Here is a 20,235-nt window from a genome sequence, read left to right on the forward strand (position 1 = left end):
TGAGAAGAGGTCAGATTGGCTGCAATCCTCTGGTGCAGTACTTCCGGATTATCGGTGCAGACCGTCCACGGCGGCGATCCATTCGCCGGGGGCAATCTGCCAGGCATCGACATGGTGCATGGCCTTGCCGTTCCACCCCGCGCCCGTCGGCCCGAGGATCGGACTCTCGGCGCATTCCCGCTCGGCATAATCCTCAAGCGTCAGGCGCGTGATCTCGAACACCCGCACGCCGCTGCCATAACGCGGCCCGCAATCCTGGGCGAAGCGATAGAGTCGCCCGTCCCAGACCACGACTCGCCCGCCCGGCCGCGCCCGGCTCTTGTCGCCGGTGATCAACGGGCTCGCCACATGTTCGCGCCACGGCCCCGCCAGATCCTCGGCGCAGTAGAGCGACAGCGAGTCATGGGCGTCGGGCGTGGGGCAGGCGAACATCCACCAGCGCCCCTCGAAGCGGAACGGAGTCGGATCGGCGATCCGGCCGGGGATCAGATCGGCAATCGGCACCCAGTGCGTCGGGAAGGGGTCGGCGCGGTAGAGGCGGACAGCATCGGCGCCCAGCGTCTCGGGCACCATATAGGCCTCCCCCTCATGCTCGAACACGCAAGGGTAGGAGAGATGGAAGGTCTCGCTGAGCACGACCCCGCCATAGGACCAGGTCACCGCATCCGGGCTGCTAGCCCAGCCGATCTCGCCCGTCCTCCGCTCATGGTTCAGGATCTCGAAGAAGAGATGCCATGCGCCGTCACGCCGCAACAGGAACGGGTCGGCGACGAAGTCGGCCGGTACATCGCTTACCTGTTCGCGCGTCAAGACCGGATTGGCGACACCCGGTAGCGGGCCGAGATGCAGCGGATCGGGACCGGTATAAAGCCCGATCGACCAGGGATCGGAGCGCAGGGGTATTTCGGTCATACCAACCGTCCGATCTCGCGTTGGCCCGCGCACCACCGCAACTTGTAGGTTTCGATACCGCGTAGATAGTCGAACTCGGCCAGACCCAGCGCACAGGCTTCGCGCACGGCCGCATTCGCCATCAGCATACCGGGTGAGAAGGTGGCAAAGTCGGCGATAAATCCCGCATTCCAGTTGCCGAGGCTGTTCGCCCCCAACATGCAGATGTTCAACCCGATCAGCCGCTCTCCCGCCCAAAGGCCGAACAGCGGCGCGCTGCCTTCACGCCACAGCGTGGCAAGCGCGGTGGCCACAAAGGCCTGCGCCGCCGGGTCGCGGAGGAACAGGCTGCGCTCGCCGAAGCGCGCACGCTGCATCTCGATAAAGAAACCGGCCGGATCAACGCCCGCATCGCGCTCGGGGCCGAGCCGGCGGGCAGTGATTCCGTTCCGCGCAGCGCGCCGCAGGACCAGCGCCAGCTCACGCTGGAAGCCGGGGCTGCGCGAGGTAAACCAGCCCTCATAGCCGCCGGAAAGGTCGGCAATCGGGCAGATGAATTTCTTCTCGACCAGCACCGGCGCCTCCACTCCGGCGAGCGCGCAGTTCGAATCCATGCGGATGCAGTTGAGTTCGAGGTTTGGAAAGTGCCGCCGCGCGAAGATCATCAGCCGCCGCGCCGCAGCCATATCGCCGTCCGCCACGATCAGATCGTTATAATCGCTCAGCCGCGTGGCGAAGCGCGCTGTCTCGTCCTCCGGCTGCCAGACCAGCGGGAAGATTCCGGCAATCCGCCCGGCCCGGCGCGCGACGATCACCCGCGGCGCCTGGTCGGGCCACGCCTCGAGTGCAGCCAGATACCAGGTCGGCCCGCTGAAGGCGCGATTGCAGCGCGAGCGCTCGAGCAGCGCGCGCCACTCCGGCACCAAGGCTTCGATCGCGTCACGGCGTTCGAGGGTCTCGCAGGCAATGCCGCCGGTCACGATTTCCAGGTCGGCTGCGACGACCTCCGGGTCCGGATGGATCAGGGTGGCGAGCCCCGCGACGGCTGGCGGGTTGGGCCCATTTTGTTCATTCCAGACAATCCGCGCCGAAGGCAGCGTCTCGATCTCGCCCCTTAAATCCATATCCCGCAGCAGTGCCATCACTGCACCACCGCTCATGACGTAGCGATCGCCAACGTCCTTCAGAAATGCAGCAGGATCGACACAGGACTGCACCAGCAGGTCGAGTTGGCTTGTCCCCGTCGTCGCCCTGGCCATCAGATGCGCCGGCGGCCCGCCGTGCAGCCGCGCGCCGATCTCGACCAGAACCGGCCCGTCGTCATCGACGATCGCCTCGATATGCCCGGCGCCATACCGGATCTCCAGCGCATCCAGCACCCGCACGGCGAAGGCGAACAGCGTGTCTGCGAGCGGGCCCTGCGGCGGCAGCAATGTCTTGGTCGACAACAGCCCGATCGAGTCGAAGCCCGGCGCCGGCTTGCCATAACCCCAGAGCGCCGCAAGCCGGTGGCGGCCCTCATGGCTGACGGTGTCGATGACATATTCGCGGCCGACCAGGAATTCCTGCGCCAGCACAGTCTCGTTGTGAAAGCCGAGCCGGTCTGGTTGATCATGAATGGCGTGGAAAGCGCGCGTTACCTCTTCCGCTGAAGCGCACAGCCGCACGCCGTCCGATCCCTTGGCCCGGCGCGGCTTGAGCACGGCGGGCCAATGGCCGCCCGCATCGATCCAGCTCAGGATCTCGTCCAGGCTGGCGGATTCGATCTGCCGCGGCACCCTTATGCCGTGCCGGCCCACTTCCTCGATCATGCGAGCCTTGTCGCGCCGCGCCGCGCTGAGCCGGGTGTCATTGCCCGGCAGCGCCAACGCCGCACCCAGTTGATCGGCCAGCTCCACCCCGCGCTCCGAGCCGGCAATCACCTGCTCGACGCCGAGATCGCGCAGCGTCGCGACGGTCTCCGCGATATCGTGGTACCACGGCAGCACATGCCGGAAGGTCGCGGGATCGAACAGGGCGCCTTCTCCCGGCGCGATCCCTGGCGTGCTCCCCACCATCACCGCAGCGACGCCCAACTCGGCAAAGGCCGGCGCCAGCATCGCGCCGGCATCATAGGGATCGACCACGGCGACGATGCGACCAGTCACGGGCGAGGTCAGGGCCTTTTCTGGACGGCGCAGCGCCATACAGTCTTGATCGCGTTGCCGCCGGCATCGAAGCTCGTCGCCGGCTCCAGCACGAGCGGCACCCAATCGGCGAGCAGGGTCTCGCAATAGTCGCGGCTGAAGAAGTGCATCGTCTGGCCACCCGCCAGTACAAAGGATCTCGGCCCCAATTGTCGCTCCGGCGGCTGGACTGAAAGCCGTTGTGCGAGATCCTCCATCGCATTTGCGTGAAACAGGAAAAGCCCGCCCGGCCGGAGGCAGCGATCGACTTCGCCGACAATGCGTCGCAGCGCCGCATCGGCGAAGCTGTGCAGCACCAGGTTGCTGATCACCGCGTCGAATGCGCCGTCTGCGTAAGATAAAGGCAGCCCGATATCGCCCTGCCGGAAATCAACCGTCAGCCCCTCGGTCTCCGCCAGTCGGATCGCCTCGTCGATCGCGACCTGCGCATAGTCCACCCCCTCGACCTGGTATCTACGCCGCGCCAGGGCGAGCGCGTCATATCCGGTGCCGCAACCGAGATCGAGCACAGTGCCGACCTCGTGACTCTCCAGCAGCGGCAGAAAGGGTTCGAGCCAGATGCTCGACCGATCGAGATCCCCCACGGCAAGGATCGCGCGGTGCTTGGTGTCCCACACATCAGCCGCCGCATAGCGTTCGTCGGTCGTCATGAGGAGATCCGGTTCCTTTCCCCGTTGACGGACGGCGCAGTTACATATGTTGCTCAACAGGATTAATTCGTGGCGGTGAAACCTTCAATGGAGCGGACGGTGGGAGACCTCCCCAATGTGGTGCGATTCGTCATCCTCAATGCAACCAGAACCGGCAGCAATTTTCTCTGCACCGTGCTGAATTCGCATCCCGAAATCCTGTGTCACCACGAGATCTTCAACCCGCATGTCGTCGGCGTCGCGCGGCATCTTCAGGGCAGCGATTTCCGCCTCGGCAGCATGGAGGAGCGGGAGAGCGATCCGGTGGAGTTCCTCGAGCGTGTGTGGCGGACCAGTCTCGATCGCCGCGCGGTCGGCTTCAAGATGTGCCTCTGGCAGCATGAGCCCGCTTATCGTGCGGTGCTGCCCGATGCGCAGGTCCGCAAGATCATCCTCAAGCGTCGCAACCGGGTCAAAAGCTTCGTGTCGCTGCTGCTGGCGCGGCAGACGGGGGAATGGGTTGTCTATGACGATCACGGCGTCCCAGCGCCGCGCCCGAAAATTCATGTCGACCGCGACGAACTGCTGGAGAATGTCGCGCTCCATCAGCGCTTTTACCGTGAGACCGAATCTGCCCTTCGCGGATCAGGCCAGGGTTGTGCGGAGCTCTGGTATGAGGATTTGTTCTCACCGAATGGGCTCGACCCGGCGCTCGACCTTCTCGGCATTGAGGGCCGGCCGGCCCTGCCCGAAGGCCAGACCCTGAAACTCACCCCCGTCGCGCTACACGAGACGATCGTCAATTTCGATGCACTCAGCGAGCAATTGCGGGGCAGCGAACTCGAGGCCGAGCTGCACGAGACGGGGCGTTGATTCAACCGCGACCCGAATCGTCGCATGGTGCGAGCCGGACGGGATGCAGATCCCAGCCTCGCTCTTTCACATGACGGTCGAAACTACAGCGCTTCTCGGTCGCTGTTCCTTCCCTGTTACGGGCCCACTCCACCCTGTTATTTCCAACAGCGCTCCCTGTTATTTCCAACCTCCTCCCTGTTATGGAATTAACAGGGAGAGCAGGTTTCAAGCCATTGAATAGCCACGCTGAATTTGCCGAAAAAATCCAACAAAAGAGCCAAAATCGGGCCAGAAAATAAAATCTTCCCTGTTCTTTCCCTGTTATTCGTCAGGAACAGGGTAAAACTGCGGTCGGGCGCCCCGGACCGAGACCTCATAAATCGACTGAGATGGGGGCTGCGGCTCTACGGATTACGGGCTGGTTCAAAAGTGACCGACAGGTTTTCGCAGGGATCGTTGTGAAAAGGGGCTGAATTGGTGTCCCAGAAAAGCCGACTATCCGTGTGTCGGATGTTTATCGCGCTGTTCGATGTCCAATGGATGCGCGCGGCCGCATCCTGATAGTGTGAAGCCGCTGCGCAACCAGCCAGATACCAGTTGGGCATCCACGCGGGTCTGACCATTACCACGATCGTGGGTACGCCGCCGACGACTATTCGTTCGACCTGCGCAGTACGCTTCCCGTCTGGCGAGACCGCGCGCGAGATCACCGTTCGCTCGGAATCAAGAAAGACCGCTGGAGCCATTCCCCAGAGAGGCAGCGTCACGACAGCAATCACGAGGATCATCCCTGAGATCAGAATGACCTTCTGCCACCCCTTCATCACAGAGGCGTGTCCCGCGTGCAGATTGGCTGCGCGTGGCGGTAGATGCAATCTCACACATCTCCCAGTGCGAACATCGCGATCGTGCCGAAGACCGCGATCAGGATCGCCGCGGCCAGCAAGGGGCCGAAAAGGGTTCGTGCTGGCTTTGCTGGTTGGCCCATCTCGCGAATCTGAAGGAGTCGCGGGGTAAGCGCAATCCCGACCGGTCTGCGGTCAATGCGATTTATCCCGCTGTGATCTGAAGCGATTCCAGATACGCCACGAAATGCCCGGCATCGGTCTCGGGCAGGAAGCGCAATGCCGCCTCGCGGGAGGCGAGCGCACAGCGCCGATAGGCGTCGTCATCCGACAACAGGGTACCGAGCGCGGACTGCCAGGGACCGATATCCTGAGGCGGCGCGACATGGCCCGTCTCCGTCTTGAGGGCGGGCGCGACCGGCAGGATGAAATCCACGCCAAGCTTGGCTTCGGGCTGGCCGCCGAGATTGCCGGCAAGAACCGGAATGCCACGCAACATGGCATCGATCGCGACATAGCCGAACGTCTCCGGCACCAGCGACGGGGCGAGCAGCACGCGCGCCTCGCGAAGTACGGTGTCGACATCGTCGGCCGGCTGCAGCACCGTCATATTCGGCAGCAGGGCCAGATCGCGCAGCACCGCCTCGTCGCCGCCCCAGGTCGGCACGGCGGCGAAGCGCGTCTCAGGGAAGAGCGCGGCGAGTTCGAGGAAGATCGGCAGGCCTTTGACGAGGCAGGGGTTGATCATCATGACATAGCCGGCATCCGGGCGAGCTACCGGTTCGAAAGGCCCATCGCCGAACACCGGGAAATGGAGGACCCTGGACTCCAGCCCGCCATAGTCCCGGATGTACGCGCGGCTATAGTCGCTCACCGCGACGATCCCTCGAACCTGCGCCAGCCTCGCGCGCTGGTCGGGATCACACCTCTCCGCCTCGGGGCCGAACGGCAGATGGAAATGGGTGTGGACCAGCGCCACCACCCGGTCCGGCGCATGGCGCAGTGCGATATCGAGCAGCATGGCCGGGCGATCGTCGGAGACGAGGATCCAGTCGGCTCGCACCGCGCGGATCACCGCCTCGATCCGCGCCGCCGCACCGGTCGCGGCGAGATCGAGCGCCTCAACCCGTACGCCGTGGTGGCGATAGGACATGCCATGCGGGTTTGTCTCGACGGCAATGCCCCGCGCCTCGAGCGCCGGCGCGCTGAACCGGTCGGCCAGGATACGGCGCTCGCCGGGCATGCGCGACACCGCATGGCATTCGAAACCACGCGCCGCCAGCGCGGTCAGCAGCAGGCGATTGGCCTTGTTGCCGCCGCCATAAGACGGGAAATACACGGCATCCTGCAGCAGGAGGAGTCTGGCGCCCATCACCGCCATACGCGCTGCGGCGAGCGCTGCGGTCAAGCCGGTTTACCGGTCAAAATGGCGGCATCAACTCTGCTCCTCCACGGCGACAGCGGATAGAGTCCGGCCCGTCATCGAGGGAGAAACATGTGCGCGACCTGATCTGCGGATTGCTGGGGCCTCCGGAAGCCGCGATTGCCGCCGCGCCCGAGGGCAGGGCAAGGGACCTCACCGTGTCCTGGCTGCGCTGGCATTATTCCGGCGACATTCTCGAGGATCATGATCTCGGCCGCATCCTCGCCCGAGCCAGAACGACGGGAAGCCGCTACTGTCTCGTCCAGGGCTATGGCCATGTCGTCGCCGAACATGCCGGCCCCAATGGGGGGAAAGCCCGCAACTTCTTCGATGCGCTGGAGCAATGGGTCGCAGGCCGCCACTTCGTCTTCGCCGGCGATCCCGATCGCTGCCTGCTGGTCGATCTGAGTGCATGGGCCGAACGTGGCAAACCGACTTTTGACGCGGCGGCACCGGTGCCGTTCGGCCCCGATCTCGAAGGCCATTTGCTCGACCTGCAACCCGATCTCGGCGGCGCGACGGAGTTCCTCGGCTTCCTCGACGACATGAGCGAAAAGGCCGGGCGCGGCGTCTTCGTGCTCAACTATGAATCCTATGACGATGTCGCCGAGCCGCCACCCGGGTTCACATCGCCCGTCTCCACCCTTTACTGCGTCGCCGCCGGCCTGAAACCGAACCGCATCCTCGCCACGCACGGCATCGATGCGGACAGCCAAATCGTCTTCTTCGATTACAGCCATCAGGCGCTGGATTTCAGGCGCCGTCTCGACAGCGAATGGGATGGCCGCGACTATCCCGGTTACCTGCGCGCCTTGTTCGAACGGCAGAATGGCGCCCATTATTATCTCTGGCCCGGCGCATCGCCGGACAATATGGACCGGCATGAGCTGGAGCGCTTATGGGCAGCGGAGCTGGCGCGTTGGGGCGGCGCTGAGCTGTTCGAAAGCCATTGGCAGCGCTTCCGTGCGCTGCGGCACGACTATCTCCTCTGCAGCATCCTGGAACCCGGCGCGCTGCTGGCGCGGATCGAGAATCAGCCCGGCTCGGTCATCTGGTGGAGCAATGCCTTTAGCACCATCTTCAGCGCGACTCATTACAGTCTCGCGGAGAAGCGCAGCATCTATGAGGACTGGATCACCCGCCTCGCCGACAAGGCGCCGGACATCTTCCTCTACGGCTCGGATCACAGCAACAGCAGCGTCAACGCCATCACCGCGCGCGACTATCGCGACCGCTATTTCGCGCATGGCGGCGATCCGCTGATGGCCCGCGCCTTCCACCGCCAGGCAATCCGGTTCTGATCGCGGGGCGGGACGGGAGAGCCCCCGGAGCGTGCTGCGAATAGGTGGAATATTCGCAAACAAGCACGCGACCACAAAGACTCTTGAGCGGGCTGGGTTTCCATCGAAGCACAGCCCGCTCTGGTTCAGTTGGTCTCCACAACGCTCGGGAAGACATGGCTGATGCTTGTCCCCGGCTTTGGCTTGCCAGCGTCGTCATTGAACTGGCCGTGGCAGCTGAAGCAGTTGCTCGCCGTGGCCTCCGGATCCGGGTTGCCTGGCCGCACCTGCTGGAAGGTCTCCATCGTCGTGTTCGCCACGAACAGCGATCCGATCTCGACATTGCCCGGCTGCGGCGGAATGATGCGGTTGCTCCAGATCGCCCCGCCCAGGAAGTAATTGGCGAGTGTCGGGCCGCTGCCGCCCGATGCGGCGAGCTTCGGCTGCAGCGACTTCATCAGCGAGACCAGCAAGGTGTTGTTGAGGATCACCGGATCGGTCAGCGTTGGCGTTGCCGGTTGCTGGCTGCCCCACGGATTGAGGCGGGCGACATTGGTCGCCACCAGGGCTGCTGAGCTCGAGGTGATGGCCGTGTTGCTGGCGCTGGACGTCGCCGTCTGGACGACCACGTCGGACGGCGCGGGCGCGCCTGCGGGTCCGTTGTAGAAGATCGTGGGCGTGCTGCTCGAGACGCTAAAGCTGACGGTGTTCAGGCAGGTGCCGGACTTGCAGGTCTTGGTGGCCGGATCGTAATTCTGGTTGAGATAGGAATAGGTCGCGTCCGGGGCGTTGAGGTTCGATTCGAACGTCGCCCAGACCATTTCGGGATGGAAGTTGACCGAGCCCACGACATGCATCCCGACCATCGCCAGCGTGCGCGTGACCATGGTCTTGCCGTCCCAGGTCAGCTGCAACTGACCCTTGCTGTTGAGGGACTGCGAGAAGGCGGGCACGTCCGAGGTGATCTTGATCAGGCTCCCCGCCTGGGCACGCGTCAGATAGGCGGTGTCGACCCACGCGGTCTTCACCTCGACCGCGAGCTGGGCAAGGTTGGGGAGGGGCTTGCCGGCAGCCGCCTGGATCTGCTTCGCCTGGTCGAGCGTGATCGGAAAATTGGTCTTGTTGGGGCCGGCAAGATAATAAGGCACCTTGCGCCAATCGGCCGCGAGCGCCGAGAACACGTCACTCTCCTCGATCGCATAATAGACGACCGGGTAGGTCGCGAGCCCGGTCTTGCCGGGCACTGGAATGGATTTCCCGTTGACGATCAGCACGCCGCCGCCGGCCTGTCCGGTCGATCCGGTATCTCCGGGGTCACCATTGGCTGATTTGAGCTTGAGGACCTCGGGCTTGTTGACGCGCACGCGGAACTTCGCCCGCGTTTTCTGGCCGGCAGCGAGCCCCGCGGTGTTGCGGACCAACTGGAAGGCGCTGGTGTCCTCGTCTTCGACCGCAGTGTCGAAGGCAGGCGAGAACATCTTCAGCTCGCCGGTCGCGTCGCGGGTCGTCAGCCAGAGAAACATCTGCGACGACCATTTGTAAAAGGCGCAGGGCGTCGACGGATCGAAAGTCGCGCTGTTCGGCGGCACGAAGCCGCCCGCTTTTCCGGGTGCCTTCCAGCTGTTGAATTCGGCACTGCTGACGGTGCACAGGGGTGCTGGTCCGACGGGGGTCTGCGATCTCACCGAGTCGCCGGTTGATATGGCAGTAACCAACAAGACAGCGCACAGCGATGGCAGCCATTTACTTGGCGTCATTTTGCATCCCCTTTTATGGTCTGCGCGAAGAATACAGCCAAGGCCGGGAGTCGACAAGAATTCCAGCCATAAACAACAGTCAGAACGGGGCTAAACTATTGTCCACTCGCTGCGTCATTGCCCGATAGACATTACGAACCGCAAGGTCAGTGACCGAAACGAGATAGACGCCGCCATCGTACGACGAGGCGACCAGATCCTCACCGCATCGCGCCAATGAGGAGATGCCATTTGCGGCAATCGTCCGGCGCGCGATCTTGCCGGTGCGAAGGTCCGCCTTGAGCAGCGCCCCCCAATAATCGCCGACGATCACCGTGTCGGCATCCCAGAAGCAGAGCGATTTGGGGGAGCGGCGGCCGAGCTCGATCGAATGGGTCAGGCGCCCATCCGCAACCTGACAGACGTTCAGCGTGAAATCGCGCGAGGCGCTGGCGATCTGATCGCCGGCGGGGGAGATATCGACATCATCGACAATCGCGGTGTGGCCCGGGAAGCGGTGCAGGATATCCCCGTCCAAAGTCCAGGAGAGCAGCCCGCCATCGGCGCTGCAACTCACGCCAAGCGGCTCGCTCGGATGCAGGCGGAGCGCCTTCACTGCGCCGTCGTGGAGGGGATGGGCCAACACCTCGCCTCCGTCCGGCGAGACGCGAACGATCGCGCCGCTGTAACAGGCAGCGAACAACGCGCCTTCATGGCCGGCGCAACTGGCGACCCGGATCGAATTGATCGGCCCCTGGCCAAGCGCCACCTCGGCCACGCTCTCAAGACCGGCACCGGCGAAGATATGCAGCTTGTGATCATGCGTCCCGGCGATGACCCGGCCCGACGCCGGATCGCGGGTCACCGCGTTCATCAGCCGCCGCCCGCCCGGCGGCGCGATACGTGCGGTGAGCAAAGCCTCCCGCTCCGTCAGCCGGATCATCCGCACCATCCCGTCATCGGCGACCAGCGCGACGCTGCCGTCCGGCGCGGCGGCTGCCTCGTTGAAACAGGCATTGCCCTGATCTCCCGCCGCCCCGCCGATCTCGCGGACGATCCGGCCCGACGCCGCATCCCATTGCACCACGGTGCCGTCAAAGGTCCCGGCCAGGATCGCCGAGCCATCGGGGGTCCAGCCGAACGACCGCTCCCATTTCGCCGCGTGATTCTCCAGGTCGACCCTGGGGGCAAAGCTCTGCGCATCCCAGATCGTGATCCGCTGGTCATAGGCGCAGGACAATATGTCGCCATTGACCGGCGAGACCGCGACCTTCTTGATCCCGGAGCCATGCGCCTCGATCGCGGCGAGCGAGCGCCCGTCGCGATTGTCGAAGATGCGGATGACGCCGTCGTCGCAGCCAAGCACCACCCGATGGTTGAGCAGGTCGATCGCGCAGGTGTCGGTCTCGGTCTCGAACGGGCCCCAGGTGCGCAGCAGCCTGCCGGTCGCGAGCTCCCATTGCCTGAGCGTCATGTCGTCGCCCGACGAATAGATCAGCCCGTCGCGGCAGGCGACGGACAGCACGTCCTTTTCATGCCCCTCGATCGTCCGCCGGATCGCGCCGGTGACGAGATCCCAGACGATGATCCGCCTGTCTCGTGAGGCGGACACTCCCGTCTGCTCGTCGACAAAGGCGAAGCCTTCGACATCGTCGCTATGCCCGCGCAGGACGAGCGCCAGGGCTCGTTCGCGCAGGTCCCAGATATGCACGTCGTAATCGGAGGAGGAGGAGGCAGCCCAATGGCCATCGTCGCTGACTGTCACATGATTGGCGAGATGGCGGTGATAGCCGAGCAACTCGACGGTGCCGGCATTGAGGTCGAACAACGAGACCGCGCCGTCATAGGCAACGGCAATAGCGGCGGCGCGGCCGGGAATGGCGGCGACCGAGGTCACCGGTCCGCGATGGCGGGTGAAGCTGTCGACTGCGATCGGGGCGATGTCGGCGTTGAGCATCAGCACTGCTCCTCAGGCGTGAAACTATGGCACTGGAGTTCGGGCGCGTCGGCGCGATAGAGATCATCCAGCAGCGCGGTTCCTTCGAGGGTGCCGGCGAGCTCGTCGAAATTCGCCACCACCGCACCGAGATCGGCCGGGCCGCGCTTGTAGCTGGCCGCAGGCAGGGCCGAGCTGGCCTCGACGCCGAGAAAGGCGAGAATTCGCGCCATCTCGCCCCGGTCAGCCAGCGCCTCATAGTCGGTTTCGAACCAGGTCTGTCTCGTCGCCTGGAGACTTGATTCAAGCGCCGCGTAATAAGCGGCATTGAGATCGCTATGCCGAATCAGATCCCCCGCCTCGACACGCAGCGCCGGAATTTCCGCCTCCGCCCGCTCGTCATACGTCTCCCAAACGCCAGTGCGACGGGCAATCTCCTCGGAGACATAGGTCCGCACGCGATTGCGGCGCTTCAGCAGGATCTTGAGCACGCCCGGATCGCGCAGCAGGGCATTGGCTGCCGCGACACTCTCATCCCGGTTCATCTTGAAACCGACTGCCCGGGCGTCGCCGCCAGAGGACCAGAGAGTATCGAGAAATGCCACAGGGTCGCGGTCCCGCTCGGCAACATCGCCGCTGCCACGCCGGTCCCGCGCCCAATGCACGCCACCGGGATTGAACAGGCCGTGGTGACACAGGATATCAGGATGGGCGTTCAAAAGGCTGCACAGCAGATTGCTGCCGGTCCGCGGCGCCGCGAAGATGACGAATCGGACGGGTTGGCCTTTACTCACGGCGCTGCCGCCGCTTCGAGCACCGCGCTGGCCATGCCCGATTCAAGCAGAAAGCCCTCGCCGAACGCGCTTGCGCGAAAACCAACAGGCAGTCCACCCAGACTGTCACGGGCACCGCGATCGGCACCTTCGGCGGTGCCCGCGCGCACGAAGATGGTCACCAGATCGGCGAAACCTTGGCTGAAAAAGGACCGGAGCAGCGTCGGGCCGCCCTCGACCAACAGGCTCTCGATGCCGTGATCATAGAGCGATTCCAGCGGGCCGTGCAGGTCATGGCCGGTCATCGCCAGCGCGACCGCGCATGGATCGACATCGTCGTGCGAGCTGATGACGAAGGCGGGCGCGCCGGGCTGCGACACGGCGCAGGGCTGCGAACCGGCGAAGATCACMCGGCTCGGCTGGCGGCGCGGCGTGCGGCCGAGCTTTTCGGGGCGAACCGTGAGTCGGGGTCGATCGAGGTTCCAGGTCTTCCCGCCCACCGCGATCGCATCATAGCGTTCGCGCAGCACATGAACCCGGTGCCAGTCGGCGCGGCAGGAGATATTGCCGGAAATGCCCTGCGCCTCGCGGACGCTCTGCAGGTCCTCCGTGGCGAAATTGATGTGGATGAACGGCCGCCGCATTCGCTTCTCCCGCCTTGTGCGATCGCGATCAACGCTGGCGGCGAATAGCATGGGGAGAAGGGCAAGGATAAGAAGGGTTACAACCATTTAGAACCGAACTCCGTCGGCGCTTCCGGCTTTGCAGGGCCTTCGCGGTGCGGCAATGTGTCGCTGGCAGCGCTACAAAGGTGACGTGAATCCATGCCTCCGACACATGTCGACGATCATTCAGCGACCAGCCCGGCGCCCAGCGTCGCCGACCTTCTTGAGGCACGGCGCCCGCTCGTCCTGCGCGGTCTCGCGGCGCACTGGCCGGTGGTGCGCGCCGCCGATCCCGCGCTCTATCTCCAGGGGTTCGACAGCGGCGCCCCTATGAGCGTCGCGATCGGCTCACCTGAAATCGAGGGACGACTTTTCTACGGTGAAGACCTGAGCAAGCTCAACTTCACACGCGAATCGGCGACGTTTGCCAGCATCGTCGACCGTTTGCGCGCGGCTGCATCGAGCGCGGCATCACCGGCGATCGCGGCGCAGGCTGTGGGCGTTGGCGATGCGTTTCCCGGATTCGCGGAGGCGAACCGGCTGGACATGCTCGATCCCGCAATCCAGCCACGGATCTGGATCGGCAACCGCATCCGCGTCGCCACCCATCACGACATGTCGAGCAACATCGCGGTAGCTGTCGCCGGCCGGCGGCGGTTCACGCTCTTCCCGCCCGATCAGGCAGCGAATCTCTATATCGGCCCGTTCGAGTTCACCCCAGCGGGAACGCCGGTGAGCCTGTTCGATCCCGATGCGCCCGATCTGAGTCGCTTCCCGCGCGCCGCCGAGGCGATGGCCAGGGCACTGGTTGCCGAGTTGAATCCGGGCGATGCGCTCTACATCCCGCACATGTGGTGGCATCATGTGCGGTCGCTGGATCCGATCAGCATCCTCGTCAATTATTGGTGGGACGCGGCACCGCCCCCGCAACCCGGCCTCGCGCCGATGGACGTGATGGTGCACGCCCTGCTCGCCTTTTCAGGCCTGCCCGAAGAGCAGCGTGCCGCTTGGCGTGCAATGTTCGAGCATTTCGTGTTCGACGGGGAATCAGCCGCGCATCTCGCCCCAAATCATCGCGGAATTCGCGGTGATCTCGGTGCCGACACCAAGACCAGGCTGCGCAGGCAATTGGGTCAGATGATGGCGCGCTGACCCGCGATCCAGCTTTCCCGTACCTCGAGCGCTCCGTCCAGAACGACAAGGTCAGCCCGGAGCCCAGGAACGATCGCCCCGGTCCGGTCGCCAATGCCGAGAAAGGCCGCCGGGGTCGCCGATGCCATCGTCACCGCCGCCTGTAGCGAAACGCGTCCCTGCTCCATCATCATCCGCACCGCGCGGTCCATGGTCAGGGTCGATCCCGCGAGCACGCCGTCATCGCCGTGCAGTGTATCGCCATCACGCCGTATCTCGCGCCCCTGGAGCGGGAAGCTCGGCAGGTCCGAACCGACGCTCGGCATTGCATCAGTCACCAGCATCAATCTGCCCACGCCCTTGGCGCGCACGGCAACCCGCAGCGTGGCTGAGTGAAGATGATGCCCGTCGGCGATGATGCCGGCAAAAGTCGAATCATCCTCGAGCGCCGCGCCGACCATGCCGGGCGCCCGGTTGGCGAGCTGCGACATGGCATTGAACAAATGGGTGAAGCCGGTCAGCCCATGCTCGATCGCGGTCCGGACGGTCTCGTATCGGGCATCGGAATGGCCGGCGGAAACGATCACGCCTGCCGCCGCCAATCGGGAAATCTGCGTGGGCGTCACGCATTCGGGAGCAAGCGTCAGCAAGGTTCGGCCACGACGCCCCGATGCGAGCAGATCGATCATGCCATCATCGAGTCGCAGCAGCTTCGATTCGGCATGGATGCCGCGGCGCGCCGGGCTGAGGAACGGGCCCTCAATATGAATGCCCAGGATGCCGGGCACGCCTCGCTCGATCGCGGCATCGACTGCGGCGATACCCCGCTCGACCACCGCCAGATCGTCGCTGATCAGCGTCGGCAGCAGCCCGGTCGTGCCGAAGGTGCGATGCGCCGCCGCGATCGCCGCGATCGTCTCGACGCTTGGGTCATCGTTGAACAGCCGGCCGCCACCGCCATTGACCTGGCTGTCGATAAAGCCCGGAACCAGCGTGGCGCCGCCGAGATCGACGACCTCCGCATCGTCCGGCGCGGCTGATGAGACGGCGACAATGTCGCTGCCCTCGACCACGACGCACACATCGTCGCGAAAGCCGGCGGGCAGAAGCACCCGCGCGTTGATCAATGCCGTCCTCGTCATACCGTCTCGGTGACTTTGGCGAGATGCGGGGGCCGATCGGGATCACGACCGCGTGCGACCGCCAGCGCATTGGCGAGGCGGTAGAAGCTCTGGACCTGGAGCAACGGCTGCAGCGCCGGATGCGCCGTAAGGACCGGCAAGCGGATGCCCGACGCATCGACTCCAGCGCTCATCAGCGCAGCGCCGCGCCCCGCGAATTCGGCCGCAAGCGCCTTCACGCTGGGCAGACTCTCGTCGTCCTGCCCGAGCAGCAACACGGGAAAACCCTGGCCGACCAGCGCCATCGGCCCGTGACGAACCTCGGCCGCGCTGAATGCCTCGGCATGAAAGCCGCAGGTTTCCTTGATCTTCAGCGCCATCTCCTGTGCCGCGCCGAGCGCATGGCCGCGCGCGACAATATACAGGTTTGTCGCCGTCTCCAGCGCGGGAAGCGCAGGCGACCAGTCGAGCGCCCAGGCCTGGTCGAGCAGGTCGGGCAATGTATCGAGTGCGGCGGCCAGTTCGACGTCTTCGCTCCAGTCGGCGATCAGGTGCAGCATGGCCGCCACGCTCGCGACGAACGACTTGGTCGCGGCGACGCTCAGCTCCGGGCCAGCGCACAGCGGCAGCACGACATCGGCGGCGGCAGCCAGTGGCGAGGCCTCGTCATTGACCAGTGCGACGAGGCGCGCGCCGCCGGCCTTCGCCGCCTCTGCCGATGCCAGCAGATCGGGGCTCCGGCCGGACTGCGAGATGGCGAGCAGCAACGTACCCGCCAGCGCCGGGGCGGCATCATAGACCGAGGTCACCGATGGTGCGGCCGAGCTGGTCAGCAGGCGCAGATGCGTCTCGACCAGATAGCGCGCGATGGTGCCTGCATTGTCCGAGCTTCCCCGCGCCAGCGTGACGACCGCGCGAGGGGGCGTCTGCCGCAGCGCCTGGCCCAGCGCGATCGATGCGCTGCCGATGCGCGCGCGCTGGGCGCGCACCACGCGGCCGGCATCAACTGCCTCGCTGAACATCAGGGTCTCTTCGGCACTGGGCACAAGAAGGGGCGGCACAACAGGCAAACCAGCAACTCCGAAAATTGGCTTAGAGGGGTGAGACGCTCAGCTCGGCGACGAAATCATAGGCGTCGCCGCGATAATAGGATTTGGTGACCTCGACGGTACGCCCGTCCTGCGTAAAGCCGCGCCGTTCGATCTCCAACCCCGCTGAACCAGCTTCGATCCCGAGCAATCCGGCCTGTTCGGGGGTGAACAGCACAGCACGCAGCCGTTGGAGCACGCGCACCGGCCGATCCGCTCCGAGCGCCGCATAGAGCGAATCGGTAACCGCCTCGAGCGACCCCAGCGATTGCGCGGGGATGGTCGCATGCTCCAGCGCCATCGATTGCCCGTCGGCATAGCGGATGCGCGTGAAGCGGAACACCGGACTGCCAGGGCTGAGCCCGAACGCCATCGCTTCCTCTGGCGTGACCGTGCCCTCGGTGCGCGTCAGCCATTCGCTATGCGGCTGGCGGCCGCGCGAGATCATGTCTTCAGTGAAGGAGGAGATGGTCGCGAAATTCTTCTCGACCCGCGCCGCGACGAAAGTGCCCGCACCCGGCCGCCGGGTCAGCAGCCGCGCATCGACCAGGCCGTCAAGCGCCTTGCGAACGGTGACACGCGAAACCTTATAGGCGTCGGCGAGATCGCGCTCAGCCGGCAGCGCTTCGTCGGGCGCCAGAACCTGACGCTCGATCGCGCTGCGTAGGACGCGCTGCAACTGGAGATAGAGGGGCGCTGTGTCCGTCCCGTCCAGCGTTCCGATGCGATCAACGAACATGCTTCTTCCTTCCGGCCTGGACCGACCTTAGAGCCAACGTTAGTACCAGTTCAATACCAAAAGTGAAAAAAATGGAATTGGCATCATTTTTGGTATTGCATATTTATGAATTGGTGCGCGTAATGGGGCGGTAGAGGCTTGGTATGGGGCAAACCGCGAGAAAGCGGTATCTCATGCGGCCTATTTGGTCGTGCTTTGGTCTTTCCATTGGATAGGCCCAAAAAAGGGGAAATAACCATGATCCAGGCTCACAAGGCAATTTTGGCCGGAACCGCAAGTGCTCTCGCGCTCGCCATCGCTATTCCAGCGCAGGCACAGGAAGTGTCCGCTAGCGCCGCGGCGCCCGCGGCTGGTCAGGAGCAGTCGGCCGAGGACGACATCGTCGTCAACGGTATCCGCGGCTCGATCCAGCGGTCGCTCGAGGCAAAGCGCAACAACGACATGATCTCCGAAGTGATCAGCGCTGAAGATATCGGCAAGTTCCCCGACAAGAACGTGGCCGATTCGCTCGGCCGCCTGACCGGCGTCAACGTCGTTACCGGATCGGCCAATGCCGGCGGCTTCGGCGAGAACCAGTCGGTCTCCATCCGCGGCACTGACCCGACGCTCAACCTCACCCTGCTCGACGGACATTCGGTCGCGACCGGCGACTGGTTCGTGCTCGACCAGACCTCTGGCGGCCGCAGCTTCGATTTCAGCCTGCTGCCCTCGGAAATCGTTGGCCAGCTCGAGGTGTTCAAATCGTCCCAGGCCGATCTTGTCGAAGGCGGCATCGGCGGCACGATCAACCTGCACAGCCGCAGGCCGCTCGACCTCAAGGCGAACACCTTCAGCGTGACCGCCCAGGCGAACTACAATGACCTCGCCGGCAAATGGAATCCGCAGGTCTCGGGCCTGTACAGCTGGAAGAACCAGGACGACACGTTCGGTGTCCTCGTCGCCGGCTTCTATCAGAAGCGGGACTTCCGCCGAGATGGACAGGAATTCCTAGGCTATACGAGCTACACCAACTTCGCCAATTCGGGGAAGACGGTGGCCGCCCCCAATCTGATCGGCTCTGCCTATTTTACCCAACAGCGGGTGCGCAAAGGCGGCACGCTGGCCGCACAATATAAGCCCGACGACAGTTTCGAGGTGAACCTCAACGGCATCTACACGCGGATGGATGCGAACAACGTCAACCGCAACTCAATGGCTTGGATCGCGCGCACGATCGGCAATAATTCGACGCCGGGGACGAATGCCTATGCGCTCGCCAATTACACGGTGACCAACGGCTATCTCACCCAGGCATCGTGGAACGCGACGACGGCTGACGGTTCGCCGGTACAGGGCCGGGTTCAGGACGACATTTTCCGCCAGGCTTATTCCTCGACCTGGGTGATAAACCTCGACACCAAATGGAAGCCGTCCGAGCATCTGACCCTATCGGCCGAGGCCGGCTATACAAAGGGCATGGGCGCAACGACCGATACCTTCGCTTGGGAAACCTATTGGAATACCGGCGTGAACTACGCACTGGCCGACAAGGGTGCGACGGTCAAATATCCCGGCCTGCCGACCGATCCGAAATCGGCCGCCTATCTCAACAATTACTATAGCTGGTCATGGGGCGGCCGCATCGTCTCCCCGGATGAGGAAACCTATGTCCATGCCAATGCCGAATATGACATGGGCAATGGTTTCCTGAAGTCGATCAAGGTCGGTGGCCGCTATACCGACCACAAGCGCTCGCTCGACTATACCGCCTATTCCTGGGCCGGAAACGGCGCCTATTCCGGCAGCAACACGGTCGGCCTCGGTACCGTCTTCAATGGCGAGCTGACCCCGAGTAATTATGCGAATGGCATCGGTGGGCTGCCGCCTTATTCAGTCGCCGACGAAGGCAAGGTGCTTACCGAACTCGCCACCAATGGCGGCCGCCACTTCGCCTTCTATCCGCAGGCGAGCTATTCAGTGCAGGAGAAGACCGAGGCGGTCTATGCCATGGCCAAGCTCGGCAATGACAGTGACTGGCGCGGCAATATCGGTGTTCGCGCGGTACATACCAATCTCGACACGCTGCAATATTCGCCCAACGCACTCGTCGCCAATGCCGTCACGCCGTTCTGCGGAACCTGCGGCACCGTCGTCGTCAAGCGCGGCTATTGGGATTTCCTGCCCAGCGCCAACCTGACCTTCAATGCCCAGCCCAATCTGCTGTTCCGCGCCGCGGTTGCACGGACAATGACTCGTCCGGGTTATGCGCAGCTGGCGGGGGCGTTCACGGTGAGCGATCTCGCGCTGACCGGCAATGCCGGCGGCAACCCGTATCTCGATCCGACCCGTGCATGGCAGTTCAACGTCGCGGCTGAATGGTATTATGGCAAGCAGTCGCTGCTGTCGGTCAATCTCTTCTATCTCGATATCAGCTCCTACATCACCAGCGCCACCTTCACCCAGTTCCTGATCACGCAGCAGCACCCGGCCGGCGCCAACTTCCTGATCACTGGCCCGGTCAACGGCAAGGGCGGCACCAACAAGGGCGTCGAGATCAACTGGCAGCAGCCGATCTATGCCGGCTTCGGCATGCTCGCCAACTACACCTATGCCGATGCCAAGGCAGCTGGCGGCGGGGTGATCGACGGCAATTCGAAGCATACTTTCAACGTGACCGCTTACTATGAGAACAAGCTGATCTCGACACGCCTTGCCTATACCTTCCGGTCGAAATTCCGGTCTGGCATCGATCGCTCGACACCGATGTGGCAGGATGATTTCGGCACGCTCGACGGCTCGTTCACGCTGAACATCACGAAGAATTTCGCGCTGACCGCCGATGCGCAGAACCTGCTCAACCGGAAGCTCTATTATTTCGTGGGCGATCCCTCGATCCCGCGTGCCTATTATAACAATGGCCGCACTTTCTGGATCGGCGGCAAGGTCCATTTCTGAGCC

At 64.1% G+C, this 20,235-nt stretch carries 16 protein-coding genes; 4 read left to right on the top strand and 12 right to left on the bottom strand.

Going from position 1 to position 20,235, the window contains the following annotated elements:
- Nucleotides 1-48: 48 nt before the first annotated feature.
- The 3 genes from AC1DVS_RS04975 to AC1DVS_RS04985 are packed head-to-tail and all read right to left on the bottom strand — an operon-like array spanning nt 49 to nt 3,727.
- Nucleotides 49-912, bottom strand: coding sequence for a glucosamine inositolphosphorylceramide transferase family protein (locus AC1DVS_RS04975; protein WP_478020757.1), 864 nt, complete (start codon nt 910-912; stop codon nt 49-51).
- The gene (locus AC1DVS_RS04980; protein ID WP_478020759.1) at nt 909-3,038 is read right to left on the bottom strand and encodes a GNAT family N-acetyltransferase; all 2,130 of its coding nucleotides are present in this window, start codon (nt 3,036-3,038) and stop codon (nt 909-911) included. Before AC1DVS_RS04980 ends, AC1DVS_RS04975 begins: the two co-directional genes overlap by 4 nt.
- Before the next feature lie 8 nt (nt 3,039-3,046).
- Nucleotides 3,047-3,727: a class I SAM-dependent methyltransferase gene (locus tag AC1DVS_RS04985; protein ID WP_478020761.1), complete on the bottom strand. Its 681-nt coding sequence runs from the start codon at nt 3,725-3,727 to the stop codon at nt 3,047-3,049.
- 99 nt (nt 3,728-3,826) lie between these two features.
- Between AC1DVS_RS04985 and AC1DVS_RS04990 the strand changes: the two genes are divergently transcribed.
- The gene (locus AC1DVS_RS04990) at nt 3,827-4,579 is read left to right on the top strand and encodes a hypothetical protein (protein ID WP_478020763.1); all 753 of its coding nucleotides are present in this window, start codon (nt 3,827-3,829) and stop codon (nt 4,577-4,579) included.
- Between the two features lie 386 nt (nt 4,580-4,965).
- Here AC1DVS_RS04990 and AC1DVS_RS04995 read toward each other — a convergent pair whose 3' ends face one another.
- Together AC1DVS_RS04995 and AC1DVS_RS05000 are read right to left on the bottom strand one after the other, a co-directional pair.
- Nucleotides 4,966-5,349, bottom strand: a complete 384-nt coding sequence (locus tag AC1DVS_RS04995) for a hypothetical protein (RefSeq protein WP_478020765.1) — start codon at nt 5,347-5,349, stop codon at nt 4,966-4,968.
- Between the two features lie 262 nt (nt 5,350-5,611).
- The gene (locus tag AC1DVS_RS05000; protein WP_478020767.1) at nt 5,612-6,778 is read right to left on the bottom strand and encodes a glycosyltransferase family 4 protein; all 1,167 of its coding nucleotides are present in this window, start codon (nt 6,776-6,778) and stop codon (nt 5,612-5,614) included.
- Between the two features lie 125 nt (nt 6,779-6,903).
- On the opposite strand from AC1DVS_RS05000, the gene AC1DVS_RS05005 reads away from it, so the two are divergent.
- A complete protein-coding gene (locus AC1DVS_RS05005) occupies nt 6,904-8,130 on the top strand; it encodes a hypothetical protein (protein ID WP_478020769.1) in 1,227 nt (408 codons plus the stop codon).
- A 125-nt stretch (nt 8,131-8,255) separates the two neighbouring features.
- Here AC1DVS_RS05005 and AC1DVS_RS05010 read toward each other — a convergent pair whose 3' ends face one another.
- The 4 genes from AC1DVS_RS05010 to AC1DVS_RS05025 all read right to left on the bottom strand — a co-directional run bounded on the left by AC1DVS_RS05010 (nt 8,256) and on the right by AC1DVS_RS05025 (nt 13,198).
- Nucleotides 8,256-9,794, bottom strand: a complete 1,539-nt coding sequence (locus tag AC1DVS_RS05010) for a hypothetical protein (RefSeq protein ID WP_478020771.1) — start codon at nt 9,792-9,794, stop codon at nt 8,256-8,258.
- A gap of 151 nt (nt 9,795-9,945) precedes the next feature.
- Nucleotides 9,946-11,802, bottom strand: a complete 1,857-nt coding sequence (locus tag AC1DVS_RS05015) for a WD40 repeat domain-containing protein (RefSeq protein ID WP_478020773.1) — start codon at nt 11,800-11,802, stop codon at nt 9,946-9,948.
- Nucleotides 11,802-12,575 (bottom strand): hypothetical protein, encoded by a 774-nt coding sequence (locus AC1DVS_RS05020; RefSeq protein WP_478020775.1) that lies wholly within the window; start codon nt 12,573-12,575, stop codon nt 11,802-11,804. Before AC1DVS_RS05020 ends, AC1DVS_RS05015 begins: the two co-directional genes overlap by 1 nt.
- Complete coding sequence (locus AC1DVS_RS05025; RefSeq protein ID WP_478020777.1) at nt 12,572-13,198, bottom strand: RibD family protein; 627 nt, start codon at nt 13,196-13,198, stop codon at nt 12,572-12,574. The genes AC1DVS_RS05020 and AC1DVS_RS05025 overlap by 4 nt, the downstream gene beginning before the upstream one ends.
- A gap of 180 nt (nt 13,199-13,378) precedes the next feature.
- Here AC1DVS_RS05025 and AC1DVS_RS05030 point away from each other — a divergent pair, with 180 nt between their 5' ends.
- The gene (locus AC1DVS_RS05030) at nt 13,379-14,371 is read left to right on the top strand and encodes a cupin-like domain-containing protein (protein WP_478020779.1); all 993 of its coding nucleotides are present in this window, start codon (nt 13,379-13,381) and stop codon (nt 14,369-14,371) included.
- Here AC1DVS_RS05030 and nagA read toward each other — a convergent pair.
- From nagA to AC1DVS_RS05045, 3 genes are all read right to left on the bottom strand, one after another.
- Nucleotides 14,353-15,492: an N-acetylglucosamine-6-phosphate deacetylase gene (gene nagA, locus AC1DVS_RS05035; RefSeq protein ID WP_478020781.1), complete on the bottom strand. Its 1,140-nt coding sequence runs from the start codon at nt 15,490-15,492 to the stop codon at nt 14,353-14,355. The two genes, AC1DVS_RS05030 and nagA, sit on opposite strands and share 19 nt — an antisense overlap.
- A complete protein-coding gene (locus tag AC1DVS_RS05040; RefSeq protein WP_478020783.1) occupies nt 15,489-16,493 on the bottom strand; it encodes an SIS domain-containing protein in 1,005 nt (334 codons plus the stop codon). The genes nagA and AC1DVS_RS05040 overlap by 4 nt, the downstream gene beginning before the upstream one ends.
- A gap of 70 nt (nt 16,494-16,563) precedes the next feature.
- Nucleotides 16,564-17,298: a GntR family transcriptional regulator gene (locus tag AC1DVS_RS05045; protein ID WP_478020785.1), complete on the bottom strand. Its 735-nt coding sequence runs from the start codon at nt 17,296-17,298 to the stop codon at nt 16,564-16,566.
- Nucleotides 17,299-17,535: 237 nt separating this feature from the next.
- Here AC1DVS_RS05045 and AC1DVS_RS05050 point away from each other — a divergent pair, with 237 nt between their 5' ends.
- Nucleotides 17,536-20,232 carry a TonB-dependent receptor gene (locus tag AC1DVS_RS05050; protein ID WP_478020787.1) on the top strand — a complete coding sequence of 899 codons (2,697 nt, stop codon included), beginning with the start codon at nt 17,536-17,538 and terminating at the stop codon, nt 20,230-20,232.
- Nucleotides 20,233-20,235: the final 3 nt, after the last annotated feature.

Source organism: Sphingomonas sp. P3_C5, assembly GCF_056402635.1.